At 46.8% G+C, this 23,755-nt stretch carries 24 protein-coding genes; 6 read left to right on the forward strand and 18 right to left on the reverse strand.

Annotated features, from left to right (window positions below; genetic code table 11):
* Positions 1-137: 137 nt before the first annotated feature.
* From KIO97_RS10790 to KIO97_RS10805, 4 genes are all read right to left on the reverse strand, one after another.
* Complete coding sequence (locus KIO97_RS10790; RefSeq protein WP_285382447.1) at positions 138-1,511, reverse strand: HAMP domain-containing sensor histidine kinase; 1,374 nt, start codon at positions 1,509-1,511, stop codon at positions 138-140.
* A gap of 73 nt (positions 1,512-1,584) precedes the next feature.
* Positions 1,585-2,316, reverse strand: a complete 732-nt coding sequence (locus KIO97_RS10795; protein WP_045396423.1) for a response regulator transcription factor — start codon at positions 2,314-2,316, stop codon at positions 1,585-1,587.
* 142 nt (positions 2,317-2,458) lie between these two features.
* Positions 2,459-3,154 carry a spondin domain-containing protein gene (locus KIO97_RS10800; protein WP_285382448.1) on the reverse strand — a complete coding sequence of 232 codons (696 nt, stop codon included), beginning with the start codon at positions 3,152-3,154 and terminating at the stop codon, positions 2,459-2,461.
* Between the two features lie 9 nt (positions 3,155-3,163).
* The gene (locus tag KIO97_RS10805; protein ID WP_285382450.1) at positions 3,164-3,847 is read right to left on the reverse strand and encodes a spondin domain-containing protein; all 684 of its coding nucleotides are present in this window, start codon (positions 3,845-3,847) and stop codon (positions 3,164-3,166) included.
* A 287-nt stretch (positions 3,848-4,134) separates the two neighbouring features.
* Here KIO97_RS10805 and KIO97_RS10810 point away from each other — a divergent pair, with 287 nt between their 5' ends.
* The 3 genes from KIO97_RS10810 (at position 4,135) to KIO97_RS10820 (ending at position 6,006) form a co-directional block, all read left to right on the forward strand.
* Positions 4,135-4,608, forward strand: a complete 474-nt coding sequence (locus KIO97_RS10810; RefSeq protein ID WP_285382451.1) for a hypothetical protein — start codon at positions 4,135-4,137, stop codon at positions 4,606-4,608.
* Between the two features lie 77 nt (positions 4,609-4,685).
* Positions 4,686-5,615, forward strand: a complete 930-nt coding sequence (locus tag KIO97_RS10815; protein ID WP_005432290.1) for a LysR family transcriptional regulator — start codon at positions 4,686-4,688, stop codon at positions 5,613-5,615.
* A gap of 7 nt (positions 5,616-5,622) precedes the next feature.
* Positions 5,623-6,006, forward strand: coding sequence for a VOC family protein (locus KIO97_RS10820; protein WP_038891480.1), 384 nt, complete (start codon positions 5,623-5,625; stop codon positions 6,004-6,006).
* Between the two features lie 52 nt (positions 6,007-6,058).
* On the opposite strand, the gene KIO97_RS10825 is transcribed toward KIO97_RS10820, so the two are convergent.
* The 6 genes from KIO97_RS10825 to KIO97_RS10850 form a co-directional block, all read right to left on the reverse strand.
* Complete coding sequence (locus KIO97_RS10825) at positions 6,059-7,498, reverse strand: PepSY domain-containing protein (protein WP_285382454.1); 1,440 nt, start codon at positions 7,496-7,498, stop codon at positions 6,059-6,061.
* 152 nt (positions 7,499-7,650) lie between these two features.
* Positions 7,651-8,010, reverse strand: coding sequence for a hypothetical protein (locus KIO97_RS10830; RefSeq protein WP_079401910.1), 360 nt, complete (start codon positions 8,008-8,010; stop codon positions 7,651-7,653).
* Between the two features lie 177 nt (positions 8,011-8,187).
* Entirely contained in the window at positions 8,188-8,577 is a 390-nt protein-coding gene (locus KIO97_RS10835) for a cytochrome b562 (protein WP_285382456.1), read from the reverse strand.
* Between the two features lie 100 nt (positions 8,578-8,677).
* A complete protein-coding gene (locus tag KIO97_RS10840) occupies positions 8,678-9,430 on the reverse strand; it encodes a phosphatase (protein WP_285382602.1) in 753 nt (250 codons plus the stop codon).
* A gap of 87 nt (positions 9,431-9,517) precedes the next feature.
* Positions 9,518-9,958, reverse strand: a complete 441-nt coding sequence (locus tag KIO97_RS10845) for an SRPBCC domain-containing protein (protein ID WP_005532223.1) — start codon at positions 9,956-9,958, stop codon at positions 9,518-9,520.
* 108 nt (positions 9,959-10,066) lie between these two features.
* Entirely contained in the window at positions 10,067-10,990 is a 924-nt protein-coding gene (locus KIO97_RS10850) for a DMT family transporter (protein ID WP_285382457.1), read from the reverse strand.
* 142 nt (positions 10,991-11,132) lie between these two features.
* Between KIO97_RS10850 and KIO97_RS10855 the strand changes: the two genes are divergently transcribed.
* The 3 genes from KIO97_RS10855 to KIO97_RS10865 all read left to right on the forward strand — a co-directional run bounded on the left by KIO97_RS10855 (position 11,133) and on the right by KIO97_RS10865 (position 15,537).
* Complete coding sequence (locus KIO97_RS10855; protein WP_050905495.1) at positions 11,133-12,035, forward strand: LysR substrate-binding domain-containing protein; 903 nt, start codon at positions 11,133-11,135, stop codon at positions 12,033-12,035.
* A gap of 151 nt (positions 12,036-12,186) precedes the next feature.
* Positions 12,187-13,188 carry a trypsin-like serine protease gene (locus KIO97_RS10860; RefSeq protein WP_285382458.1) on the forward strand — a complete coding sequence of 334 codons (1,002 nt, stop codon included), beginning with the start codon at positions 12,187-12,189 and terminating at the stop codon, positions 13,186-13,188.
* A gap of 123 nt (positions 13,189-13,311) precedes the next feature.
* The gene (locus KIO97_RS10865; RefSeq protein ID WP_285382459.1) at positions 13,312-15,537 is read left to right on the forward strand and encodes an EAL domain-containing protein; all 2,226 of its coding nucleotides are present in this window, start codon (positions 13,312-13,314) and stop codon (positions 15,535-15,537) included.
* On the opposite strand, the gene fliJ is transcribed toward KIO97_RS10865, so the two are convergent.
* Genes fliJ through KIO97_RS10905 form a run of 8 tightly spaced genes read right to left on the reverse strand, consistent with a single transcriptional unit; the run spans position 15,532 to position 23,597 of the window.
* Positions 15,532-15,972, reverse strand: a complete 441-nt coding sequence (gene fliJ / locus KIO97_RS10870) for a flagellar export protein FliJ (RefSeq protein WP_005432325.1) — start codon at positions 15,970-15,972, stop codon at positions 15,532-15,534. The genes KIO97_RS10865 and fliJ overlap by 6 nt on opposite strands.
* Before the next feature lie 28 nt (positions 15,973-16,000).
* The gene (fliI, locus tag KIO97_RS10875) at positions 16,001-17,353 is read right to left on the reverse strand and encodes a flagellar protein export ATPase FliI (protein WP_005532229.1); all 1,353 of its coding nucleotides are present in this window, start codon (positions 17,351-17,353) and stop codon (positions 16,001-16,003) included.
* The gene (gene fliH / locus KIO97_RS10880) at positions 17,346-18,101 is read right to left on the reverse strand and encodes a flagellar assembly protein FliH (protein ID WP_043883495.1); all 756 of its coding nucleotides are present in this window, start codon (positions 18,099-18,101) and stop codon (positions 17,346-17,348) included. Before fliH ends, fliI begins: the two co-directional genes overlap by 8 nt.
* Before the next feature lie 4 nt (positions 18,102-18,105).
* Positions 18,106-19,125 (reverse strand): flagellar motor switch protein FliG, encoded by a 1,020-nt coding sequence (locus KIO97_RS10885; protein WP_005432330.1) that lies wholly within the window; start codon positions 19,123-19,125, stop codon positions 18,106-18,108.
* The gene (fliF, locus tag KIO97_RS10890; RefSeq protein ID WP_038890678.1) at positions 19,088-20,839 is read right to left on the reverse strand and encodes a flagellar basal-body MS-ring/collar protein FliF; all 1,752 of its coding nucleotides are present in this window, start codon (positions 20,837-20,839) and stop codon (positions 19,088-19,090) included. The genes KIO97_RS10885 and fliF overlap by 38 nt, the downstream gene beginning before the upstream one ends.
* Positions 20,840-20,842: 3 nt before the next feature.
* A complete protein-coding gene (fliE, locus tag KIO97_RS10895; RefSeq protein ID WP_005532233.1) occupies positions 20,843-21,199 on the reverse strand; it encodes a flagellar hook-basal body complex protein FliE in 357 nt (118 codons plus the stop codon).
* A 14-nt stretch (positions 21,200-21,213) separates the two neighbouring features.
* Complete coding sequence (locus KIO97_RS10900; RefSeq protein ID WP_038890689.1) at positions 21,214-22,545, reverse strand: sigma-54 dependent transcriptional regulator; 1,332 nt, start codon at positions 22,543-22,545, stop codon at positions 21,214-21,216.
* Positions 22,545-23,597: an OmpA family protein gene (locus tag KIO97_RS10905; RefSeq protein WP_285382463.1), complete on the reverse strand. Its 1,053-nt coding sequence runs from the start codon at positions 23,595-23,597 to the stop codon at positions 22,545-22,547. Before KIO97_RS10905 ends, KIO97_RS10900 begins: the two co-directional genes overlap by 1 nt.
* Positions 23,598-23,755: the final 158 nt, after the last annotated feature.

A 23,755-nucleotide genomic window follows, 5' to 3' on the forward strand; every position in this document is an offset into this window, starting at 1 on the left:
CTAAGTTGTCAAATTAGCTATTTTGGCGAGGCGTTTTTCCTAAAGCGAGAAGCCTTAAAATAGAGGCATAGAAAAACACCCAGTAGGAGGGCTTTTGATGAATGGAGCACAGAGAGACTACGCTGAGAACAAAACGTTCACACGGCTCTCAACGTAAACTTCTGTTGGTACAGACACGGCGTATCACTGGTCTCAAGATAACTGTGATGCAGCATTAATATCGATTGGACAATCTTCGTGCCTATCCCTAAAGAACCGCTCTCTGCTTCGTGCTCGATATGATTAACAAAGGTAAAATGGATACGCGATTTATCCTCACTCAAACGCGCTTGGCAATGAACCTCCGAACCCATAGGACTATGGCGCAGCGCATTTTCTAGCAGATTAAGCACTAGGCGCTCTAGTAGACCTTTATCACCTACGGTTTGAATCTTATCGTCGACATCCATTTTCAATACGACTTCTTTGCGAGAAAACTGGCTCTGCATCGTCTCGGTACATTCGATCATCAGTGCCTCAAGATCGACAGGTCGATACTCGTAGTTTGGTATTGGCGCTTCTTTGCGCGCCGAATCAAGCAATGAGTGCAATTGCGTTGAAAGCTTCTCACAATTTCGAAAAGCCACGTCAATCAGAGGATCGGATTCCGGATGCTGCAAACGCCACGTTTCCAAGTACCCAAGTACGCTCGATAGCGGTGTTTTCAAATCATGGCTAAGTTGCAACAAGCTTTGGCGACGATGAGAAGATTGATACTCTAACTGTAAAAACTGCTGCTGAATGTGCTTCGCCATCATCTGGTAAGAGTTCGCGATCGGCACTAACTCCGGCACTTGACGAGTAAAATCGGGTTGTAGACGAAAATCATGCTCTGCTTGCTGTTGAAGCTGATTAGTGACGCGCTCAATTGGGTTCAACAAGCTGCGCTTTACCAGAACATAAGCGCCCAATGCAAAGCCTAAAATCGACACTAAAACTAACCCCGCTAGCGCAATATAAGGTGTGTCGACCTGTGCGTTGGCGATGGCATCATGTCTGGTACTGCCAATCACAACATAGAGATAACCCAAGGTCGATCCGAGCTCTTCAATCGCGGCAACGGAAAACACTTTGTGCTCACCACGATTACGAGGGTCTTCACCCAAAATAGGAAAGGGTTCGTCATTTAAGAATTGCTTGATGGGCTGGAGATCCACTTTACCCATGATCTCTGCCCCTTCTGGTGCTGCATGGGTAGTGATGTTGCCCTGACTATCAAGAAAGTAAATTTCGAAATCAGGACCGATCAGCATGAGCGTATGAAAGATAGATTTAAGCGCTTTGGGGTTGTAATCGGTCCCTATCATCAATGGGCTATCATCGCGCATATGGCTTGCAAGGTCTTTGTGCAAGCTCTGCTTGGTACGCAACTCAATCGTCTCTTTCTGCCAATTGTAAGTGAGGCCTATCACCATTGCTGCCAACAAAAACCATAAACTTGTGAATATCACTAAGCGAGATTTGAAGCTCATTTTATCGCCTCCCTAAACAGCAACATTGATTGTGAGCGTGATTGAGAACATGACAATAAATAAATTCAACAAGTCATTGTCTAGGTTGAAATTTATACCCAACACCCCAGACGGTCTGGATGAAATGATGATCAGAATCAGACAAAGACAACTTGCTACGTAAGCGGTTGATGGTGCTACACACGGTGTGGTGATAACCGGAATGGTTGGTGTTCCAAACGTGGTCGAGCAATTCATCTTTGCTATAGACTCTACCTGGACGCGTCGCGAGGAATTGAAGCAAAGTAAACTCGGTCGCAGTGAGGGTCACGTCCTTGTCATGCAAAGAGACTTGATGCAACTCTGGAATAATTCTTAACGGACCAAAATCCATCGCATCTTCTACGAGGTTTTTATCTGTTTGCACTTCCGTGGTATGGCTAACACGACGCAGTACATTGCGGACTCGCGCTTGGAACTCTAATACGCTAAATGGCTTGGTAATATAGTCATCCACTCCAGCTTCTAAGCCGTCGACTTTATCCATCTCCCCATCTCTGGCTGTCAGCATAAGTACCGGACTCCAATCTTGTTTCTGGCGCAAATAATGGCAGACGTCGAGACCATCACCGTCTGGCAAACCTCTATCAAGGATCAATAAATCAAAAGATTGCTGTTGATATTGCGCTTTAGCCTCAGCGATATTCGTTGCTCTCAACACTTGATGCCCTTGAAACTTGAGATGCATTTGAACCAGTTCCGCCAAATCATCATCATCTTCCACCAGCAAGATATTCGCGACTAAATTGATTGCCTGTTGTTCCATGGTCCTTTCCTTGCCTTCAAGTATCCTCACTTTGCACATGACCGGAACAGGTCAGAAATCCTTTCAAAAAAGGTTCCGATGACGCCATGAGGGATGCGCTTAGTACAAGCACTTTGGAAAGGAGACGTCATCGGAGCCTGTTTTATTCGACTCGAGTGATGGTGACTTTCGCACCAGGGTTCAAGAAGCGGTGGTTCGCAGAGAGCGCAGAATTTGCTAATCCGTCATCTTGGCTAATAACACCAGCATGGAAAGCAACGACATCATTGTTATCATTACGAGCAGCATTAAAGCCTTCACCACCACCTGCGGGCCCCGGAATGGTGGCTGCAAGCTCATCGTTCAGCTCCGTACCGGCATCCCAAACGTTCATGCTCATTTGATAGCTTTCACCGACCGCTAACGATTTTAGCGACAGCCCTGTTTCACCAACAAAAGCATCGTTGGTATTCACAAACATAGATGCCACAGACAAGTAACCGTAACGACTAGGGTCAACAGTGATGGTGACTGCATCTGAAGCCCCCGGCAGCACCAATCCGTTACCTGACACGCCTTGGTAAACATCGTCATTACGGCTCATCAGATTAATTAGCTCTGCGTTACTGCCACCCTCAGCAAGGTGCTCAAGTTCGACCGATGCGGCTTGGCCAATTTCAAACAGTTGGTAGTCACCGTTATGAGTGAGCACTGCCAGCGGAGACATAGGTTGGTTCGCGGTTAGATTAGCGACGTTGACAGTGTAGCGGTACGACTTAACTACATCGTTATCATCATCGCTTGGACAACCGGCGAGCAAACCGACCGAAGCTGCCACGAGTAAGATTCTGACTTTCATACATCCCCCTTACTTCACAACGATGGTGATGGTCGCAACTGGGTTCAACCAACGATGACTGCTGCTATCTAGATCACTGATGCCGCCTGTTGGGTTGCTGTCACCCAAGTTACCCGGATGCACGTGCACTTTGTCATTTGTTACCGTTGCTTCAACGCCTGTGCCGCCAGAACCAAAGGTAATGAAAGGAGGGTTTGGCATGCTAGACGCAAGTTCATCGTTCGCCTCTGTACCGGCATCATAACTTCTTAGTGTTGCTCGGTATGTACCCGCTTCAGTTGGGATTTTCCAGCTGTCTAGCCCCACAAAACCATCATTGGTTGGCAGCAACATCGCGCTAAGAGAAAGATAACCATGGTCACCACTGTCCATAGTGAAAGTGGTTGCAACGCCTGGGTTTAAAATACCGCTTGCTGGGTTTTCTACCACAACCCCGCCCGCATTACCGATGAGGCTTGCAAGGCCAGAGATATCACCACCTTCTGCCATTGCTTCTAATTCTGGGGTCGCGACTTCACCCGTTCTGAACATTTGAAGATCAGAGCCATGAGCCGCAACAATCAGTGGTGTGAAGTAGATACCTTTGGTTGCGTTGGTCACGGTGATTTCCAATTCCGCCGCGTTCACTGATGCAGAGCCTAGTGCTATCGCGACTGAAGTCATGACGAGTCCAAATTGGGTACGTTTTTTCATTGTGATTCCATCCTTTAACGAGGTTTGAACTACCCAAGCCCATGTGTACGGCTTTACTTCTTTGTTCGTGACTTGGGTAGGTTAAGCATTACGTTTCGAACGTTTTGCGTTCTTGCCTCTAAGAATGACGAGCAAATCTATCAGCAACTTCATCGAAATCTCATAAAATTCTCACAAGTGCTGTTCAATCTCTCTCAACAGTAATTTATTGCGCTAATACCACTATTTACTCTTAACTCACTTACCATCTACAATATGCCATTCTCTATTTACACCCGACTCTCTTCATGATTCAGAACGTGTTGTCTGCCTACTATGGCGAAATCTATGGCATTGCTTTTTTCAACCATTACCTGAGTAACTACGCACGTAGTGAACAGCCACTCCTTTGGCAAACCTTGATTGAAGTGGAAGAACTCACCGCAGAAAAGCTCAAACCTGTTTTGCTTGCAAATGACATGGATATTGAAAACCGACACCAAGAGATGCTGGATAAAGGCTTGGCAGATGCAACCAAGTGGATCGGTTTACCATGGCAAGAGTTGGTGGCGACTCTTTTGAAGTGGGTAGAACCTTATGAGGTCAAGTATCGAGAGTGGTATGAAGAAGTGAAAACTTCACAGCAATATTCAATCACTGAGCGAGAAGCGATCGAGTTGATTGCAGACCATGAAACGGCTATTTATCACTGTTGGCAGCAATACCACTCTGGAGTATCTGGTTTGCCTGCGCTCGACGCGTTTTTGACAAAATATCGCTAAAGAGAGACGGGCACACTTGAACCATGTGGAGTCGTGCAAGACAATGTCTCCATTCATTTGCGCACCACTGACTATTTATGGTTAACCCAAAACTTATCGCCCTACTCCCTGATCTCGCTTCGTTTATCTTAGTGGTAAACGAAGGTAGCTTTACTGCTGCCGCCAAACAACTCGGTGTGACACCGTCAGCACTCAGTAAGCTGATCACGCGCCTAGAACAAGCGCTCTCAGTAAAATTGTTTGAGCGCACCACTCGCAAATTGATCATCACGCAAGCAGGGCAAAAAGTTTACGACCAAAGCATTGCCATGGTGAACGCGGCTCAGCAAGCGGTTGAATTGTCGGCGGAAGATCATGCCGAGCCCACTGGTGCTCTCACAGTGGCGGCTCCCGAAGCCTTTCTTAATTCTGTGCTTCAGCCATTTGTGCTGCCATTTCTAGATCGCTACCCAAATATACAGCTCAAACTGCGTGCTGCCGATGGTGAGATTGATCTGTTTCGCCAAGGCATCGATGTTGCGTTTAAGCTCACCGACAAACCCGATGAGAACCTGGTACTCAAAGAGATCAGTAAGACCAATCTGGTGTTGTGTGCTTCTCCAGATTACCTCGCCAAGCACGGTATGCCAGCGCACCCAACCGAGCTTGAACAGCACGACTGTATTTACCTTGCAGAGAACGACAAAGACAACATCTGGTCATTCTTTAAAGAAGAAGCCTTTCATTCCATTGCTGTGAGTGGCCGTTATGCCGTCAACCATTCACAAATGCGCTTAAATGGCGTTAAGTCCGGCTTAGGAATTGGGATCTTTCATGACTTCGTGATTAAAGACGCGTTAGAACAAGGTGAAGTGGTGGAAGTTCTACCAGATTGGATGATAAAAAGTAATTACCACGGTGCTATCGCGATGCAGTATGCACAAACCAAGTACATGCCTGCTCGCCTGCGCGTGTTTATCGATTTCGTTAAGGAGCATTTAGTCTCCGAGGATACTAACCATGCTTGAGCTAACCATGTTTAAGGCCATTCATCACGTTGCGATCATTTGCAGCGATTACCCAAGGTCAAAACGCTTTTACACTGAAGTGTTGGGATTGAAAGTCATTGCTGAGAACTATCGCGAAGCCAGAGACTCATACAAGCTTGACCTCGCCTTACCTGACGGCAGCCAAGTTGAACTGTTTAGCTTTCCAGACGCACCGGAGAGACCGAGCTTTCCCGAAGCACAAGGGTTGAGACACCTTGCGTTTTTGGTTGATGATGTTGAGCAAGCAAAAGCCTACCTCGAATCGAATGACGTTGAAGTTGAGCCAATTCGGATTGACGAGTTCACAGGCAAAGCATTTACCTTCTTCCAAGATCCAGATGGCTTACCGCTGGAGATTTACCAGAAATAAAAAGAGCCAGCACTTAGCTGGCTCTTTTACTATTCCACTCTTCTCTGTGTTGCTAATTCAACGCTGTTTTCAGCTTCTCGACTCGGTTGAACAGCAACCAATCCAATGCGAGAACCGTCACAATCGCCAAGCCGCCCATCGGGAACGCCAGACACAATACGACTAACGTTGCCAAACCAAGCTTCCAAATGCCATCTTGCTGAAACTTAGGTGGCGCATCCAATGCAGCACTGCGACTTGGTCTACGAATCCACCACATCACCACACCTGTGATTGAGATTAAGATGAACGCCAAACAAAACACTACGTTAAGCACTTTGTTAAGCACACTGACATCGCCTTGGTGCAATGACACACCTGCAGCCATAAACTTAGCGAACAGACTGTAATCTTGCCACGTCACGTCCACCAGCAAACGACCGGAATATTGGTCAAAGTGACTGGTGCGATCTTGCCTTGGATCGGAAATATCACCGCCCATAGAGTTAGCTGCGATGGTGTAAACACCTGTTTCAGAGCGTGGCAAAAACAGCTTATAGCCCGTAAAGCCCATCATTTCCGCTTTATGGACGATGTCATCAATAGATAGCGCGTCTTGGCTGCCTGCGTATACCATCTCTTCCTTCATATTGGCATGATCATGAGCGGGCTTGTCTTTTGACTCAGGCACAGCAGCAAGCTCTAAGTTCCATGGCATTTCTTCAGACGCACCATGATTTAGATCTTTGTGTGTCAGTATCGATTCTGGTTTCTCGCCCCATGTGTAATAAGTTGGGAAGGTATTCCACGCCTGCACCATTTTTGCTCCCCAAACTCCTGCCCAAGACAGACCTGAGATTAAAAAGAACAGCAACACAATCGACAACACGCCACCTAAGTTCGCGTGTAAATCTCGCATCAAAATACGAGTACCGCTGCCGACACGGATTTTCATAAAGCCTGCTCGGCTTGCGTTATCTCTTGGCAGCCACAGGTACAAACCAGACACCAAAAGTAAAATGCCCAAACTTGCGGCAATTTCAATTAAACGGTCGCCTAGGTCACCGATGAGCAACGTGCCGTGAATGCTGTTCATCAGTTCATAGATGCTATCACCACGGTCAATGGTGCCTTGCACGTCCCCTGTGTAAGGATTTACTGCAACAATCAGTGAGCTGCCTTCTTGATTTTGAATTGAGAATCGGTTGGCAAGATCGGCCGTTTTAGCAGGTACAAATTGAGTGACATTAAAATCGGGATAGGTCTGCTTTACGGTTTCTAATTGGGTGGAGACAGGAACAGTTTGCTCTTGTGGTGAAACTTGTAATGTCGCCTCGTATCGAGCCAGTTCGATTTCATCATCAAACAGCATCACGAGCCCTGTAAGGGAAAGAATGAGCATGAACGGGATAACGAATAATCCTGCGTAGAAGTGCCATCGCCACGTCATAAAGTAGATGGACTTTGCGCGCGAGGCTTCCTTGAGTTGAGGCTTTGCCGAGTTTCTCAACATATGTATTTTCCTTTTTTCATAGTTAAACGCCCAAATTTAGCCAAACGCATCCAGCACATACTTCTTGGGTATGCGGCGTTATTTGACTTAGATTCGGGAGTACCACTGCTCGAAGTGGCAGTGTTGTGTGACTTTACTTGTAATTGTTTTTGTTATGAGAAAAGGGAAACAGGTGGCGCGCGAGGAACTGGCGTTTCAAATCGCACACTTAGAGCCAAATAAGTGTAACTGTCAGAAATCACCGAGCTCAGTCGTGAAAGTATCGGTGTCGTTGGAAGTGTATCGTGATGAAAAGTCGAGAAATGGCTAAAAGGACAAGGCTTGCCTTTGTGGCTGACAGAGTTGTCGCCCTCTTCTATCTGAACCAATTCAAAACCGTTAAGCGTACATAGCGTCGCCCACACGCCCATGCTGTTACCATGAGCATTGATAACAGGCATCAGCGTCACTAGCACCCAACTTAGAGCACTAGCAAATAGCATGGAGCGATAAAAAGGAATTAATCTACGCATAACGGTGACTTAACAAATTTCACACAGCGTAACCAATTCTGAGTGGTAGCTCAAAAAGAGAATCAATAAGTGGATTCTGCCTCACAGGTTTTCTTGAACACCTCGATTGACAGGCACAAAAAAGCCCGCCGTAGTGGCGGGCTGATATCGTATTCTTTCAAATAACTCAGTGAGCGATTAGCCGAAAAGCTTGCTCCAAATGCTTGGGTTACGCTTGTCGTGATACTCTTCACGTAGGCTATCGATTTCACGCAGTTGGTCTTTCGCTTCTTCTAGCTTGCCTGCATCAAGGTCCGCTTCAATCTTGTCTAGCGTTGCCGTCAGCTTGTTAAAGCCTTCTAGGTAGATATCGAACTTCTCTGGTGGGTAATTACCACGCTTAGATTGCTCAACGATCGCTTGCAAACTATCAATCGCAGATTTCATGGTGTCAACATCAGACGCTTCTGCCGCCTGTTTGAATTCCATCTTCATCTGCTTCATGTTTTGTTTTAAATCGACGGCTTCTGCCATTGCGTATGTTGAGCCCAACGCAATTACACACCCCAATACTAAAGGACGTAACATCTTCACTTCTCCATTGAATACCGAATTCTCAGTCGGCTTTTTAATGCGAGCAGTGTAAAGCAATCCCTTAACACTTGCATAACCAAAAATGTAATCAAGTTTATGCGTTGCGAATCTCGTCATACTCTGCAATTGGCTTGCGGCCACGTAGCTCTAAGAAGGCTAAGAATTGTTGCGCGGAGTGAGTGATAACCTTGCTGCTGTCGATGCCGACTCTATCCATTAACTCACTAACCAAGCTTAGGTTACCCACATCGTGGCAGAAGTGCGCATCACTGCCCGTAGTGAAGAAGACACCGAGATCCTTACCGATTTGTGCGATCTCATGACAGCGGTCCACACTGCCCACTCGGCTGTTGCCTTTCAGTGTGGTGTTATTGATTTCAATCGCGACATTGTGCTCTTTTGCACACTTCAGCACGACTTCAAAATCAAAGTCAAAGTTGGGGTTACCCAAATGACCTAGCGCATCAACACGACCGTTTTTGATGATGTTCAACAGCGCTTCAGTATGCGTAGCGCTGTCCGCTGGGCGAAATACTGGCTCGTGAAAGCTAGCAATCACCCAATCCAAATTGCGATCAACGCTATCTGGAATATCGATGTCACCCTGAGTATTCATAATGTTGGATTCAACGCCGCGGATAATCGCAACGCCTTCAAGAAAACGAGGCAATATTTTTTGGTTAGAGAAGAACCAGTAATGAGGCGCCCCCGGCATTGACTCAGCGTGATCGGTCGTACAGAACATATCGAGTCCGTTCTCTTTTGCCGATTTCGCGTTTTCAATCAACGTACTATAAGCGTGACCGCTGGCGTACGTATGCGTGTGGGTATCAACCTTAAGTTCCATCATCTACTCTCTTGGTGCGCAAATTGACGGCCATTGTATACCCACAAGCAAGCTGTCGTCAGCCCAATCTTAGTTAGCAAGCTAACCTTACTCTTCGCTGATGGTTTTGATCAAAGGCAGTGCCTTCTCCCAGCCGTGATTGAACATCGACACAAAATCACTGTGAGTATAAATGGTGATACTCAACAATAAGCGATCATCTAACGTGTCGATCTGATAGATCTCTCGTGATCCGATCCACTTTGAGGCTAGGTCGCCATCCAATTGCTGCCGATTATCTGGATTAAAGATGGCAACGTGATGAAACTCGAGTTTGTGTAACGGCTGCACTGTATCAATGACCGCCCTAGTCCCCCCCATATCAGGGTCAAAAAAGGTAATATCACAACCCTCTTCCCATACACCATCAAATCGAGATTGAGGTGAAAAGGCTTGCGCCCATCGTTTGTATAATTCGACATCGGTCAGCACGCTCCATACGCGCTGAGGCGTCGCGGCAATCTCGACGTGATAGTTTAAAGTCAGCATATTTTCTCTCCCAGCACCTTTCTTGACGCTAGTTCAATCTAGTGAAAAATCAAACAGGCACTGACGTTTACACTTCATTTGTCACAGCTTGCTAGGCTAAACCTATCCTTAAGGTGTTTTAGGTCGCAGTAAATGTATACGGCGTGCCGAGAACCGAATCCAGAAGGTATTCATTACCGTCGCTAGGACAATTAAACTGATGCCCATAACCTGAATATCACTCATTTGGTCTTCAAAGAACGCCCATTGCCACACCGCGGTAAACAGCAGGTTGGTGAATATAAGTGGTGCTAATTGAGATCCACTACTTACCAGCTGATACGCTTTTGAACGAAATACCTGCGTATTAATAATCAGCAATGACATCAAGAATATGAGTGCGGTATTGGGCGTTTCAAACGTGTTTATCGACAATGAGTTAGCCAACACACTCGAATCATTGACCAACACGAGTGGCAAGATAAGTAGAGCAGCAACACCAAAGGTCCAAAAATTGATTTCTAGTGGTGATAGACCGCTCTTACTTGCTTTATATAGAGTCAATTGAGAGCCTGAGTTCAATAACCCACCAGCAAGCCCCAGTAATAAGTCAACACGCCACGTAAACTCTCCATCCGCTCCTGCCAACAAAACGACACCAGAAAATGCCATCACAAGTGCGACTATCGTCGAGATGCGGATTTGTCCACGCATAAAAAGCCTCTCCACAATGGGCATAAACAGTGGCCCGGTCGCGAACAGCACTACCCCTTCAACCAGAGTCAACGTTTGTAGAGAGGCGATAAAACATAACTGACACATACCAATGAAAAAAGCACGAAGCAAAATCGGTTTAATGGTATCGATGGTTGGTAAGTTGAGATTCCTAAAGCGCAGCATGACCAATAAAAGGAGAGCTGGAGTAAAGAAGCGTAAAAAACTGAACATGGTCACGGACAAATCGTCACTGAGCTGTTTTGCTAATAGTCCTGTAACAGATAAGCTTAATGTAGACATCAACATAAAGATGACGGGTTTATTTTCTTCTTTCATTGGATACTCCTTAATTCACGGAGTATTTTAAGAAAAGGCACAAGCGAGAAATAGCGAGTATTTTTAAACGCTCATGTAAGTAAAACTTACAAAACAAAGTTGTTTGAAGATGAAAAAAGAAGGCATTAGGAGTAAAGATACCATGCGCAAGTTAGTCCCTTTGAAGTCCATCTACGCCTTTGTCGCGGTTGCCGAGACAGGCAGCATGACAGAAGCCGCTCAACTACTCTCTGTAAGCCATTCCGCTGTGAGTCAAGCCATCAAATCTCTCGAAAGCCAAGTGAATAAACCTCTGTTCGATCGAGTCGGTCGCCAAGTTCGTCTCAATAACGACGGCAAAAAGTATTACCGCAAAGTCGCCCCGGCGCTTGAGCAGATCGTTGATGCAACAGAAGCGCTCCTTCACGACCAAAATTCAAAACGGATTACGTTTAATATGGCCAACTCTCTGGCCCTGCATTGGTGGATTCCTAGAATGTCGAGTTTACAAGATTTCGCTCCGCAACTTGATGTTCGCTTATCCAACCTTATTGGGCAGTTCAGTTTGGAACAAGAAGGTATTGATGCTGCTTTAGTGCACGGTAGCCCTCAAGAGTGGCAAGATTACTACTGCGAGAAGTTGAGCGACGATGAGTTAGTCCTGGTGTGCAGCCCAGAACTATTAGATCAACCAAATAGCCAAGACATCAAACAGCTGTTATCAACCTACCCGATTATTGAAGTCACCAATGACCGCCGCAAGCACGATTGGCAAATCTGGCAAGAACAAACAGGCATAGAAAGGCCAAAAGGAAAAAAACCGGTTACCTTTGACATGTCCATTCAAGCAGTACAAGCGACCATTCGCCGTCTGGGCTTGCTAGTCACACATCGATTGTTCGTAACAGATGACATCAAATACGGCCAGTTGGTAGAACTAGGGCGGCCTATCGTTAATCCATCCCAACAATTCTACTTGATATGTCCACCACATAAACTTAAGCATGAAGCCTTTCATTTGTTACGTTCTTGGCTACGACAAGAATTTAGTCAAACGAAAGTGTAACTTGTTGAGTATTAGCTAGGCATTAAGACATTTATTCGTTTTCTAGGTGAATAGAATAATGCCGGAATTGGTATAAAGTAAGAAGAGTACTTTCAAACCCAAGGACGGTTTTATGCGGTTGTATCATGTTTTTCTGAGTAGCGTTTTACTCATGGGACCACTGGCTGTTTGTGCAGAAACGGCGAATAACGGTGACAACTCTGATTTCACAACATTTATTATTGGCGGCCAACAAGCCTCTGCTAATCAACTCCCTTTCTTTGCTCGCCTAATATTGCACCGCACTGGCTCACGTCAGTTTGCCAACATCTGTGGTGGTACGATCGTCAATGACCGCTACATCATGACCGCTGCACACTGTGTAGAATCGGACGTATTTACTGATGATTGGACAATCAATGAGCTTCGAGTCTTAGTGAAGAACCCAACCATGAATGATGTGTTTGTGGAAGAGTTCAAAGACGTACGTTCGATTACGATTCATCCAGACTACAATCCCAATGACCTGTGGATTAACGATATCGCCATTTTGGAGCTCACTCGTCCAATCACTGATAACGTTCAATCTATCACTTTGCCGCAAGACTTTGGTGACTACAGTAACCAGTCGGTGTATCAGATCTTCGGGCTTGGACAAACGTCAACCGACGACCAAACAGGACCGAATTACCTTCGCTGGGCAGAAATTCAGCCGCTCACCGATAGCCAATGTATTTCACTGGTGCCCGACTTTAACTCGCAAGAAAGTTTGTGTGCGAATGGCTTTCCAGACCGTGATTACACAGGGATTTGTAGTGGCGATTCGGGCGGGCCATTAACCTACCAGGATAACAACGGTAATTATCAGCAAATCGGTATTGTCAGTTATGGCTCTTCTAGATGTGAATCCCCAGCGATTCCAAGCGTATTTACCGAAGTGTTGAATTACACCCCGTGGATAGAAGCACAAACCAGCGCTGGAACAAAAACGACTTATGATGCCTCGCTTGCGGCAACCGAGGATTATCATAGCGAGGGAGACTCCGGTTTTGACCCAGAAGATACCACCAGTAACGACTTTGGCAGCAATGACAACAGTGGGGGTTCTATCGGGCTCGGATGGCTCGCATTAGGCGGTCTACTCACGTGGGTAAGACGCCGAGAAGCCTTGTAGCACGTGGCTTTAACCTTAGTTACACTTTTTAGAATAAAAACTCTATTTATCGAAATTTTCCTATTCATTCCATGCCGATAATCCTGTTATTATCGGCTACCCAACCACTTTCAGATCAAACTCATGAATAATGCTGCATCGGATCGCCGTATTAAAGTTAAAGCGATGCTGTTTCTGACGCTTGGTGTCACCTTCTCTGTGTTTGCCGGATTTGCCCTTTCGCAGATGTTTGTCATAGAAAAAGATGCATTCCAGCTTATCTCGGTGGTGAGTTCGGTTATGGTGGTGAGTTTTTTGCGCTATCAATGGCGAGCCTTGCCTGCAATTGTCTTGAGCTTGTTCGCCTACTATGCCTTTACTGGTCGAAGCCCTGAGCATGCCTTGTTGTATTCGCTCACCGTTCCGATCTTACCTTTTGCGTTTTCAAGCCTATTTCACTATCTAAACAATCGCTCGCTACATCAACCAGCCGCACAGCGGATCAGCCTGTTTTTTGTCATTATGGGCTGTTTATTTCCTTTCGCGAATACCATCAAAATCATGTTGGTGAATACCTTCGTTGATGGCCAGTTTTTAAGTCCTGATTTTCTGTTTTATGCCACGTTAGGCAATTACTTAACTCAACTGTTGGTAACACCTATTTTATACGTACTGGTGAGCCTGTTGACGGATAACGATACCCAGTCTTACCTCGCTTTGGATAAACGTTTAAGAATCTCTAATAGCCGTTGTCGAGGCTATTTAGCGTGGCTCGTGAGTTGCATCGCGATTTTCATTGCTGCCGCGCTTTCTTCCACCTCTTTCATGCTCAATTCGCTCAGCTTCTTCGCCGTGTTGCTTGTCGTCGTTGGCTTGGCAAAACACGGCTTGATTCGGCCACTCTTTGTCGGCTCGCCATTTATCTTGTTGATAATCAATGACGGTATCAGCCACTACAACCAAGCATTAATTGGAGACAAACAGTTCTACGGCTTATTGATAATCATTACTGTGCTTACCACCTTGGCGTATTTACTGGGCGGCTACTCGGTAAAACTGTTTGAGATGACACAAAAGCAGATCCGCTCCGAGCGTATCGATCCATATTCTGGACTATCGAACATTGCTCAGTTGAAAGAAGACATCAGTCACCAATCTCGCTCTTTTCTCATCTATCTTGACTTAACACCCACATTATCGATGTTGACCGATTTGGGCCATGAGGGAAAATCTCAACTTATAATGCAACTCAGTGAGTTTTTGTACTCACGGAACAACAGCATAAATCGTTGTTATCGGCCACCTTTCTCAACGGGTCTACTGAGCTTTACCCATTACTCAGATACCGCAGAAGAGGACCTTAACGAGGTCGCGGAGTACTTAGAGAGCTTCCAATTTTATTGGCGAGGTACATCGGTTGCACTGGTCTCCCCAACCATTTTCTGCACGCTCGTCAGCCAAGATCAGGACATTGAGAAAGTGGTGTCGATTCTGTGCGATCAACCGCCTCAAAGTGATAGCAGCATCCATTGGATTAACATCCAATCTTTCGAAATGGATCGCGTGGACAAACTGAACCACATTCAACAAGTGTTTAAGCGCGAACAATTTGAGTTGTTCTGCCAACCATACATGAAGCTTTCTGAATCGGAACCGTCAAAACACAGCTTTGAAGTGCTCCTTCGTCTTAAAGAGGAGGATGGAAAAGTACTGCCACCTTCGGCATTTTTCCCATTGATTAATCAATTTGGTTTAGAGATCAAGCTCGATCACTGGGTCATTCTCAATACCTTCCGAATGCTGAGTGACAAGGTGAAGAATTGGAATAACATTGGCCACTGCGCCATCAACTTGACCGCCAAAACACTCAGTGCCGAGAACCTTGCAGTGCGCATCATTGAAAGTGCACAAAGCTTTTCGATTCCGCTGAACAAGATTTGCTTTGAGATCACCGAATCATCCGCACTCATCAATGAGCAACAAGCCATTGCGAACTTGAGCCACTTACGAGATCACGGCTGTAAGATTGCGATAGACGACTTTGGAACAGGCTACGCTAGCTTCGCGTACTTGCGCAGATTACCATTGGATATTCTTAAAATTGAAGGGGCGTTTGTTCGTGAGATCACGCAGAGTGAGACGGACCGTTTGATCGTCAGCTCCATTGTAACGGTCGCAAAAGAAATGCATTTAGAGACGGTGGCAGAATTTGTCGAGAGCACCGCACACATAGCGATATTAAGAAACTTGGGCATCGACTTTGCGCAAGGTTATGGCGTCGCGAAACCTATGCCTTTGAGCAAATGTTTAGACGAGCTATTTGAAGTTGAAGTAAAGCCAACACCTCAATCAGAGCTAAGCGCACTATAAGACTTTGCGTTTTAATCGCGAGTTGATGATATCTTCAATCAGCTTTTGTTCTTTCTTGGCTTTTTCGTAGTTTTGTTTAGTGCGCCAACGTTCCAGTACCTTCTCCAAGCCTTGAACTCGGGCATGTTTGTACTCAAGGTGCTTTTGTACCGACGCGCATTCCGCCTGCATCACCGCTTGTTCGTGTTCGTGGTGGCGCAGCATCTTTTGAAGCATTTGGTCTACGCGGTTGAGGTTCATCAAAGCCGCGCTATTGAGCACAGGAGTCGTTAATGCGGATTGTCCGGCATGGTTTTTCAAGGCAGAAAGCTGCGCTAACTGCATCGTAAGGTGAGAGTGACGCTGACGCATAACATCAAGCTGCTGTCCCACTCTGTCACGCTGCTTTTCTTCCATCAGTTGCAGCTTGCCTACTGCCTTAAGTTTCGATTCCATCTAATTCCTTAATCCGCTTATCAAACTGCTACTGCTGTTCACTTTGAAACATCTGCGCTAACGCAGTCAAACTGGTTGGATAGTCCACCGCTTCATTGGCTGACTGTTGTAAATAAGCACGTAAATGCGGATACATAGAAACCGACTGATCCAACTCTGGATCTTGTCCGGGTTGGTATCCTCCCAGTGGTAATAACTCTTTCACTTGCAAGTAGTTGGAGTAAAGCTGACGGAAGTTATTCGCAATAGTACTGTGCGCCTCATGAGTGCAAGCATTCATGCAGCGACTGATAGACGCATTGATATCAATCGCAGGATAGTGGCCTTGCTCAGCCAATTGACGAGACAGCACTACATGCCCATCAAGGATCGCTCGAGCCGAATCCACAACAGGATCTTGTTGGTCGTCCCCTTCAGCAAGAACGGTATAAATTGCAGTCAAACTTCCGTTAGGGTTTTCGCTGTTCCCTGCTCGTTCGAGAAGCTGAGGTAAGACGCTGAATACCGAAGGTGGATAACCACGAGAGGCAGGTGGTTCGCCCAAAGAAAGGGCAATTTCACGTTGTGCCATGGCGTAACGTGTCAATGAATCCATCAGCAGTAAAACGTCTTTGCCTTGGTCGCGAAAATACTCCGCCACACGATGGCAAAGTAGTGTCGCACGCAGTCGCATCAGAGGAGATTCGTCGGCTGGCGCAGCTACGATAATGGCTTTCTTACGCGCTTCTGGGGTGAGATTGCGTTCAACAAATTCACGAACCTCTCGGCCACGTTCGCCAATTAATCCCACCACAATCACATCGGCCTCGGTGTTCTGCGTGATCATGCCCATCAAGACACTTTTACCGACGCCACTGCCCGCCATTAAACCGATACGCTGTCCTTTGCCAACAGTGAGCAAACCATTGATCGCTCGGACGCCAACATCCAAAGGCGTATCAACAGGGCGACGCTTAAGCGGGTTGATCGGTTTAGGTTCAAGTGAAACACGATCTCCCCCCTTAAGCGGTGCACCATCATCAAAAGGTTCGCCAAGCCCATTCACTACACGCCCTAGCCATTGTGAACTGAGCTGGACCGTACTGTCGCCATCAAGAGGAATCACCTTGGCGCCAGCGAACAAGCCACCTAAGCGGCGAATTGGCATTAAGTAGGCCACGGTATGATCAAAGCCAACCACTTGTGCCTCGATCATGTCGCCTTCTGCCGTTTCCACTAAGCAGCGCTGTTCAAGTTTGAATCGGCACCCTACGGCTTGCAGCATTAAGCCGTTCACTTTGATCAAACGTCCCGTCACTCGCGCGACAGGAATCGAATCGAGTGACGCTAATGCATCACTCAATCGTTCGTTTAACAGTTCGTGGCTCAACGTGTTACTCATGCTCAGTGTCTACCTGTGGCATCGAGACTTCGTCAAGTAAGTGTTGCTTCACGTTATCCATACAGGCCTGCAGGCGTGAATCGCAGCTCGCATCCGCCTCTGCATCCTCTGTCACAAGTTGGCATCCACCAACAGGTAGCTCTGCATTAGCGACCAGTTTCCAAGCCGTCGGTAAATCCGCGTTAATTTGTGTAATGCGCTCCAAATCCTGCGGGTTGAGATGAACAATCACGCTCTCTGCTTTGCCCGGCATGGCTGACAAGGTTTCATCGACCAGAGCCAGAATCTGTTGCGGCATCAAGGTGAGCTCCGCACGAATCACTTGCTGTGCGACTTTCTGCACCAATTCGCAGATCATATGACGCTGTTGTTGCTCTTTTTCATTCTGCCAACGAGATAAGGCTTGGAATAGCTCATTGACTGGTTTAGCCGCTTCCACAAAGCCCTGTTTTCCGGACTGCTCTCCAGAGATAAACCCCTTCTGGAAACCTTCTTTCTGCCCTTCCAGCAATCCTTGTTGTTTGCCTTGTTCAATCCCTTGACGGAGCCCTTCATCATGCCCTTGTTGTAGACCTTGCTGGAAGCCTGCCTCAAGCTGCTGTTGAACATCCGCTTGCGTATCTTGCCAACCTTGCTCGTCTAGGGCGAAGTCATCTTCAATGTTCACTGGCTGAGCTAAAGGCGGAAAACGATGTAAACGGTAGCCGCTTGGTGGTAAGCGCATGGCATTTGATCTTCTTTCGCTCATCGCCTTACTCCACCGTTGGTTCTTCGTAGAGTACCAGTTGGATTTCGCCCGCTTCATCAAGCTCTCTTACCAACTGCATAATATCTTGGCGAGCACGCTGTACTCGGCTCAGTACCACAGCACCACGCAGCTCCATGTCATCTTCCAACGCTTTGACCATACGTTGTGGCATAGAGCGTTTGATGGCTTGCTGTAAGGTAATCTCTGCACCTTTCAATGCCACAGCCCACAGCTCTAGTGGAATTTGCTGAACCAACGCGTCCATGGTTTCCTCGCGCTGACGACCGAGCACCATAAAGTCGAACATGTTCTCTTCGATTTCGTTGACCACGTTCTCGTCATGCAATTTGAGCATTTCCATCAGGGATGCGCGGTCACCTTCAAATCGGTTAATGATATCCGCCGCTTGTTTTACGCCCGATAGCGGTGTGCTTTGGCTTGCAGACACTTTATCGATACAGCGCTCCACCAACTCATGCAGATCGTTCGCAACTTGATGATCAATATCTTGCAATTGAGCGATGCGGAACAAGATTTCATCATGATAATCCTGAGGCAAGTGCTTCAAGACCGCTGAAGAGCTGTCCGCAGGCAAGTATGCCAAGAAGATCGCTTGCATCTGAGGGTGTTCATTGACGATGAAACGGGCCAGAGTTTCTGCTTCTACCCACTGCAAACGCTGCATGTTATTGCGAATTTCATCGCCATACAGGTTGTTGAGTAAGCCCTTAGCCAGATCATTACCCAAGGCTTTACGTAAAGTATTCGACAAGTACTCTTTTGATGCGCCGCGAATACCACTGTGTTCACGGAAATCTTCGAAGAAATGTTGAATCACATTGCGGGCAGAATCACTTTTGATGCCATTCAACTTCGCCATTGCACGTGTCACTCGCTGGGTTTCATCGCGGCTAAAATGCTGCAACACTTTAGCGGCTGCATCTTCACCCATGCCCAACAGCACAAGCGCGGTTTGTTCTACATAACTAAGCGTCTGCTTTGACGTCGACTGTGCTGTGTTCATTGATGTTTACCCATTGTTTCAGAATTTCGGCTACACGCTCTGGCTCTTCGTTAGCAATAAGCTGTAGGTGTTTCAATTGAATCTCTAGTGGAGAACCCGCTGGCGGCAGCATGTCGCTGTTCACATCCAAGCCGGACGATACGGCAATGCCTTTCTCCGATAGTTTGCGGTTGAGCAGCTCTTCGCGCTCACGCTCTTCACGAGTCTGGAGGTTATCGTATTGCGGTTCTTCTTGTGGCTCAGCAAATTCAAGTTCTTGAGCAGGCTTATCCGCTCCCGTTAAATGCATGATCAACGGGCGCAGCACAAAGAAGATCATCGCTAGACCTAACACACCGCCAATCACGTAACGCAATGGTTGCTGCACCGTTGGGTCTTGCCACCAAGGCAATGCTGGCGGCGCGTCGATCTCGATTGGGGTGAAGTTAAAGCTCATCAAGCTCAAGCTGTCGCCACGCGCATTCGAGATACCCACAGCGTCCATGATCATGGTTGAGATTTGCGATTTATCCGCTTCACTCCACGCGACACCATCTGGTGCGGCTTGCGAGTTAAGCAGAACTGACACGCTGAGCTTTTCAACTTGACCTTGTTGGTACTGAGTTCGACGCACACTGCTGCCTACCGCATATTGGCGATTCACTTCTGAACGTGCATTGGTGTTCTGGCTATCGTTGGTTGGCGTTTCACCAGTTACGGGAGGTTGGTTACTTAACGAGCCAGGAATGCCTAACGCGATTTGGTCAACGGAGTTGTTTTGAATAGTGTGTTCATTACGAACGACTGGTGCGTTGTCGAGGATCTCTTGTGTCTCTTCGACTTGGCTAAAGTTCATATCCGCCGCAACTTGTACGCGGAAGTTACTTGGCCCTACGATTGGCGTTAGCATGTCAGCCGCGCGTTGGATGATTTGCTTCTCAACGCTCTTTTGGTATTCAAGATATTTCGCGTTCACTTTGCCCGCTTCAGCAGAAGCCACATCCGCACTCAATAGTCGACCGTATTGGTCAATGACCGAGACAAATTCAGGCTTCATTGCTGTCACGCTGCCAACCACCAGGTTGATGATAGCTTCGACCTGCTCAGGCTTAAGATCTTCGCCCGGCTTAAGCTCTAACATCACAGAAGCCGATGGATTCTCTGTATTTTGACGCACAAACAAGGTTTGACGAGGAATCGCAAGATGGACACGTGCATTCGCTACTGCATTTAGCGACATGATAGTGCGCACTAACTCACCTTCTAAACCGTGACGATAACGTGCCGTTTCCATAAACTGGCTGGTACCTAGCGAGCTGTCTTCTTTTAATGAGTCCAGACCCGTTGGCAATTTCGCTTTCACCCCTTTCGAAGCAAGCAGCATGCGGATGCGGGCAACTTCACCTTCAGGAACCAATACTTGGCCGTTTTGCTCTTGCATGCGGTAGCTAATGCCTTCGCTTTCTAATACCGACACAATTTCGCCGATATCAAAACGCTCTTGTTGGCTGTATAACGGACGGAAGCTTTGCGAAGAGCTCCAAAGCGCCACCACGATGATGGCCGCAACAATGGCCGCTAACACCGCGGATAATACGAGGTTACGTTGGCTGCTCGACCACAATTGCTTGATTTTATTGGTTACGTCATCCATCCCTCGATTTGAGGAAGGAGTCTGAGTTGTACCGGCATGCATTGCAGAATTACCGGCCACTTGAGTGGAAAGTTCTGACATGGGTTACACCGGCATCTTCATAATATCTTCAAAGGACATGACCACTTTGTTGCGCACTTGCATCAAAGCATTGAATGAAAGGCTCGCTTTTTGGCTGGCGATCATCGCACCGACCAAATCATCACTTGCGCCCGTTTCGACGGCGGTCATTTTTTGACTCGCTACCGATTGATGCTGATTGACCGTATCCAGCACATTGGTCATCGCTTGTGAGAAAGACAATGGGGCGTTCAAAGATTGTTGATCTAACGGGTTTGCACTCACAACAAATTCTGGCGGCTGAACTTGCGTTCGCATTGCCTCCATTTTAGACAGCATTAATTGCTCTGCTGAGACTGCATTAGTTGGTTGACTTGCCATCTACTTTTCTCCTTTTAGGCAGCCGAGCCAAGCGCCGACTGTAAATCAATACCGTGTTCGCGCATGGCGGCGAGCTTGTAACGTAACGCTCGAGTAGACACTCCCAAAGCGTTGGCCGTTTTGGTTCGGTTTCCACCAAACTGACGTAATTTGTCGAGAATAAACTGGAACTCAGCTTGCTTCTTCGCCTCAACGTGGCCAAAGCTTGAAACCGGTTCCGCGGAAGGCACAGGCGTTAGCAATTCGATTGGCAGCATCAGATCATGCGCGGTGATGTAATCCCCATGACGCATGACAAGCGCACGTTGAATGACGTTTTCGAGTTCGCGAATATTGCCCGGCCAGTGATATTGGCTCAGGGCAGAAATAGCATCTTGAGACAGATGGCAGCGGCTGCCGTCTTGGTATTTTCCAATAAAGAACTGGCTGATCGGCAAAATGTCTTCTTTGCGCTCTCGCAGGGGTGGCCAATGCAATGGCAGCACATCCAAACGGTAGTAAAGATCTTCACGAAATGTGCCTTTTTGCACTTCTTCGCGCAGGTCTTTGTTGGTTGCAGCGATCACTCGGATATCCAACTGAATCGCTTTATGACTACCAACACGTTCCACTTCTCGCTCTTGAAGCACACGTAATAACTTCGCCTGCACCGCTGGTGACATCTCACCAATTTCATCCAGTAGAATCGTGCCACCATTGGCCTCTTCAAACTTACCGCTTTGCGAATTGGTGGCACCAGTAAATGCCCCTTTCACGTGGCCAAACAGCACTGCTTCCAACATAGATTCTGGAATCGCAGCACAGTTCACTGCGACAAACGGACCGTCATCACGAGGAGATTGCTCATGAACGTAACGTGCCAGCACTTCCTTACCCGTACCCGATTCACCAGTAATAAGCACGCTGGCATTGGTGCAGGCAGCGCGGTGCGCGAGTTGAAGCACTTGTTTACTGCGCCATGATTCAGCAACGATGTTGGCCAGTGGTTTGCCCAAGGCTTCCACTCGCTTGAGTAAGTTCAGCAATTGATTCGTTTCAAAGGGACGAAGTAAGTAATCCGTCGCCCCAGACTTCATTGTTTCCGCCGCCAAAATGCCCTGCTCTTGATCAACAATCGCAATCACCACACCAGCACTACGCTGCTTTTGATGACACGCGACAAACTCACGTACACACATGTCCGGTAAGTTTGAGCTGACCAACGTAATGCAAGCTCGCTCTTCCAATAGCGCGCTGCGACCAGTGCGACTGTGTCTTGCGGAATAACCAGCATTCCCAAGTACATCCAGCACTGGTTGAGCGAGGTGTTCATTTGGCTCAACCAACAAAATATCCATTTTCGTCATCATTGAACCTTTACCTTCTCTTGTTGGGGTTGTTGTTTTATTTCTGGGTTGCTTTTGCCTGTCGTGTGTCTGGCCAAGTCATTTTTAGTAATCACACGCTCGTTATCTCGAACCAAACGCAGTGTCACTCGACGGTTTTTGGCTTGCCCTGCTTGGGTGTTATTACTAGCAATTGGGTATCGCGAGCCATGAGCACGAACTTCAATCAACGAACGGTCAACACCTTGTTGAACCAAAGCCTCTGCGACTTGCTCAGCTCGCTGGCGAGATACATTTAAATTCGCCAATTGAGAGCCAACATTATCGGTATGGCCATCGACAAGAATTTTGGTGACGCGATCATCGACAGAAATGTAACTGTAGAGTGCTGCCAAGGTACTTTGTTGGCTGCGGCTTAATGTTTTTTGACCAAACTGAAATGGTAAATTCACATCACGAGCCTGGGAGTAAGATAACTTTGGCAATTGATCTCGACATTGATTGAATGAGGCCAATGCATTTTGTATTTGAATGGTTGGCAGAGTGATACTGCTGAGAGCGGAACCTTCACTTCCACTAAGTGACAGCGTAACCCAGCTTCCGGAAGAAATGGATGCAAGCAGAGACTCTGTACCATGCGAGAAAGCGAACTGATTAGTTGCCGAGGTAAACGCAAGCGAAGCCTCTTCTTTTCTTAAAAGCTCTCCTTCCCACGGTGCACTCTCACTAAGCAATACAGCGCCGTTCCATTTATTGTTGTTATTATGAACGTTGGCAATAAAAGAAACTCGGTTATTTGGTTCCGCGCGGAAATAAAACTTCCCCTCAGGAATATTTGAGTGCATTAAGTTGCATTCGAATCTATTTCCTTTATATAGCCAAGTAGAAAGATCCATTGGAACGGTGATTTTCTCACCTGCCGATGCAAAACTAGGTGAAGTTAAACCAGCTAACAGGAATACTTTAGAAAATATTATCAAACGGCTTCTTTGTAGGTATTTATCACAATTCCCTGACATAGAAGGTTTAATTAAATATGCCATTGGATTATAAAATTTGGCATAGGTAATCATATAAATTCCCTATTCTGAAATATTAAAAGTGGTCATAATTCTGTCACAAAGCTCAAGCAAGCATTCATAAATAGACTTTTTTAGACCAACAAAACAATGAGTTACAAGGCTCAAATTGCAAAGACTGCTGTTCTCTCCATCAGCATTAACTGGTCGAA

Origin of the sequence: Vibrio sp. B181a, assembly GCF_030248375.1 — a bacterium.
GTDB classification, from domain to species: domain Bacteria; phylum Pseudomonadota; class Gammaproteobacteria; order Enterobacterales; family Vibrionaceae; genus Vibrio; species Vibrio campbellii.

What these genes read in the sequence shown, in the direction of transcription:
- KIO97_RS10790 (WP_285382447.1), bottom strand. Translation starts at nt 1,511, where the DNA reads ATGAGCTTCAAATCTCGCTTAGTGATATTCACAAGTTTATGGTTTTTG.
- KIO97_RS10795 (WP_045396423.1), bottom strand. Translation starts at nt 2,316, where the DNA reads ATGGAACAACAGGCAATCAATTTAGTCGCGAATATCTTGCTGGTGGAA.
- KIO97_RS10800 (WP_285382448.1), bottom strand. Translation starts at nt 3,154, where the DNA reads ATGAAAGTCAGAATCTTACTCGTGGCAGCTTCGGTCGGTTTGCTCGCC.
- KIO97_RS10805 (WP_285382450.1), bottom strand. Translation starts at nt 3,847, where the DNA reads ATGAAAAAACGTACCCAATTTGGACTCGTCATGACTTCAGTCGCGATA.
- KIO97_RS10810 (WP_285382451.1), top strand. Translation starts at nt 4,135, where the DNA reads ATGATTCAGAACGTGTTGTCTGCCTACTATGGCGAAATCTATGGCATT.
- KIO97_RS10815 (WP_005432290.1), top strand. Translation starts at nt 4,686, where the DNA reads ATGGTTAACCCAAAACTTATCGCCCTACTCCCTGATCTCGCTTCGTTT.
- KIO97_RS10820 (WP_038891480.1), top strand. Translation starts at nt 5,623, where the DNA reads ATGTTTAAGGCCATTCATCACGTTGCGATCATTTGCAGCGATTACCCA.
- KIO97_RS10825 (WP_285382454.1), bottom strand. Translation starts at nt 7,498, where the DNA reads ATGTTGAGAAACTCGGCAAAGCCTCAACTCAAGGAAGCCTCGCGCGCA.
- KIO97_RS10830 (WP_079401910.1), bottom strand. Translation starts at nt 8,010, where the DNA reads ATGCGTAGATTAATTCCTTTTTATCGCTCCATGCTATTTGCTAGTGCT.
- KIO97_RS10835 (WP_285382456.1), bottom strand. Translation starts at nt 8,577, where the DNA reads ATGTTACGTCCTTTAGTATTGGGGTGTGTAATTGCGTTGGGCTCAACA.
- KIO97_RS10840 (WP_285382602.1), bottom strand. Translation starts at nt 9,430, where the DNA reads ATGGAACTTAAGGTTGATACCCACACGCATACGTACGCCAGCGGTCAC.
- KIO97_RS10845 (WP_005532223.1), bottom strand. Translation starts at nt 9,958, where the DNA reads ATGCTGACTTTAAACTATCACGTCGAGATTGCCGCGACGCCTCAGCGC.
- KIO97_RS10850 (WP_285382457.1), bottom strand. Translation starts at nt 10,990, where the DNA reads ATGAAAGAAGAAAATAAACCCGTCATCTTTATGTTGATGTCTACATTA.
- KIO97_RS10855 (WP_050905495.1), top strand. Translation starts at nt 11,133, where the DNA reads ATGCGCAAGTTAGTCCCTTTGAAGTCCATCTACGCCTTTGTCGCGGTT.
- KIO97_RS10860 (WP_285382458.1), top strand. Translation starts at nt 12,187, where the DNA reads ATGGGACCACTGGCTGTTTGTGCAGAAACGGCGAATAACGGTGACAAC.
- KIO97_RS10865 (WP_285382459.1), top strand. Translation starts at nt 13,312, where the DNA reads ATGAATAATGCTGCATCGGATCGCCGTATTAAAGTTAAAGCGATGCTG.
- fliJ (WP_005432325.1), bottom strand. Translation starts at nt 15,972, where the DNA reads ATGGAATCGAAACTTAAGGCAGTAGGCAAGCTGCAACTGATGGAAGAA.
- fliI (WP_005532229.1), bottom strand. Translation starts at nt 17,353, where the DNA reads ATGAGTAACACGTTGAGCCACGAACTGTTAAACGAACGATTGAGTGAT.
- fliH (WP_043883495.1), bottom strand. Translation starts at nt 18,101, where the DNA reads ATGAGCGAAAGAAGATCAAATGCCATGCGCTTACCACCAAGCGGCTAC.
- KIO97_RS10885 (WP_005432330.1), bottom strand. Translation starts at nt 19,125, where the DNA reads ATGAACACAGCACAGTCGACGTCAAAGCAGACGCTTAGTTATGTAGAA.
- fliF (WP_038890678.1), bottom strand. Translation starts at nt 20,839, where the DNA reads ATGTCAGAACTTTCCACTCAAGTGGCCGGTAATTCTGCAATGCATGCC.
- fliE (WP_005532233.1), bottom strand. Translation starts at nt 21,199, where the DNA reads ATGGCAAGTCAACCAACTAATGCAGTCTCAGCAGAGCAATTAATGCTG.
- KIO97_RS10900 (WP_038890689.1), bottom strand. Translation starts at nt 22,545, where the DNA reads ATGACGAAAATGGATATTTTGTTGGTTGAGCCAAATGAACACCTCGCT.
- KIO97_RS10905 (WP_285382463.1), bottom strand. Translation starts at nt 23,597, where the DNA reads ATGATTACCTATGCCAAATTTTATAATCCAATGGCATATTTAATTAAA.